The sequence below is a fragment of the Streptomyces prasinopilosus genome (assembly GCF_001419695.1).
GTDB lineage: Bacteria > Actinomycetota > Actinomycetes > Streptomycetales > Streptomycetaceae > Streptomyces > Streptomyces prasinopilosus.
Genome location: NZ_LIRG01000908.1, coordinates 1 through 688 on the forward strand (window position 1 = coordinate 1; position 688 = coordinate 688).

Consider the following 688-nt stretch of genomic DNA (forward strand, 5'->3'; position numbering starts at 1 on the left):
GGGACGTCCGGGGGGACGTCGGGGGTGGTGCCGGTGACGGCCGCGACCTGGTGCGGTACCGGTCGTCACGGCGAGTCGGTGTTCCTGCGTTGTGCTACCACACTACAAAGACGTGGTGACACTCCGCACGTACGGCAAAGGGAGCGGTNNCGCCCGCCGCACCGCGGCGGATGCCGAGGCGGTCGACCAGCGCACGGAAGCGCTGGATGTCCTTCTTGGCGAGGTACTGCAGCAGCCGGCGGCGCTGACCGACCAGGATGAGCAGACCACGACGGGAGTGGTGGTCGTGCTTGTGGGTCTTGAGGTGCTCCGTCAGGTCGGAGATCCGACGGGACAGAAGGGCGACCTGGACCTCGGGGGAGCCGGTGTCACCTTCCTTGGTGCGGAAGTCGGCGATGATCTGGTTCTTCGTAGCGGCGTCGAGCGACACGCGTACTCCTCATGGTCTGTGACTGGCCACCGAGCGCCCCCGGTCTTCACCTCGGGGGATCTTCCGTGACTCGGAAGGCGGGATCCGCAGGGCGCGGCCTCCGAAGCGGGGCTCCGGGGGTGCGTACGCATACGGCCGTCAGTCAGGGTATCAGCCGGTCGTGGTCCCCTTCACCGCGGTCCGCGGAACCGCCCAGGTGGGACGCGGGGTGCCACTAGGGTGAGCGCTCGTACCAGTCCAGGGGACCGGTCACAGGTC

At 68.5% G+C, this 688-nt stretch carries 1 pseudogene; it reads right to left on the minus strand.

The window, feature by feature from the left end:
* Positions 1–150: 150 nt before the first annotated feature.
* A pseudogene (gene rpsO, locus AOK18_RS28355) lies at positions 151–430 on the minus strand (30S ribosomal protein S15); the annotation flags it as partial.
* Positions 431–688 lie beyond the last annotated feature (258 nt).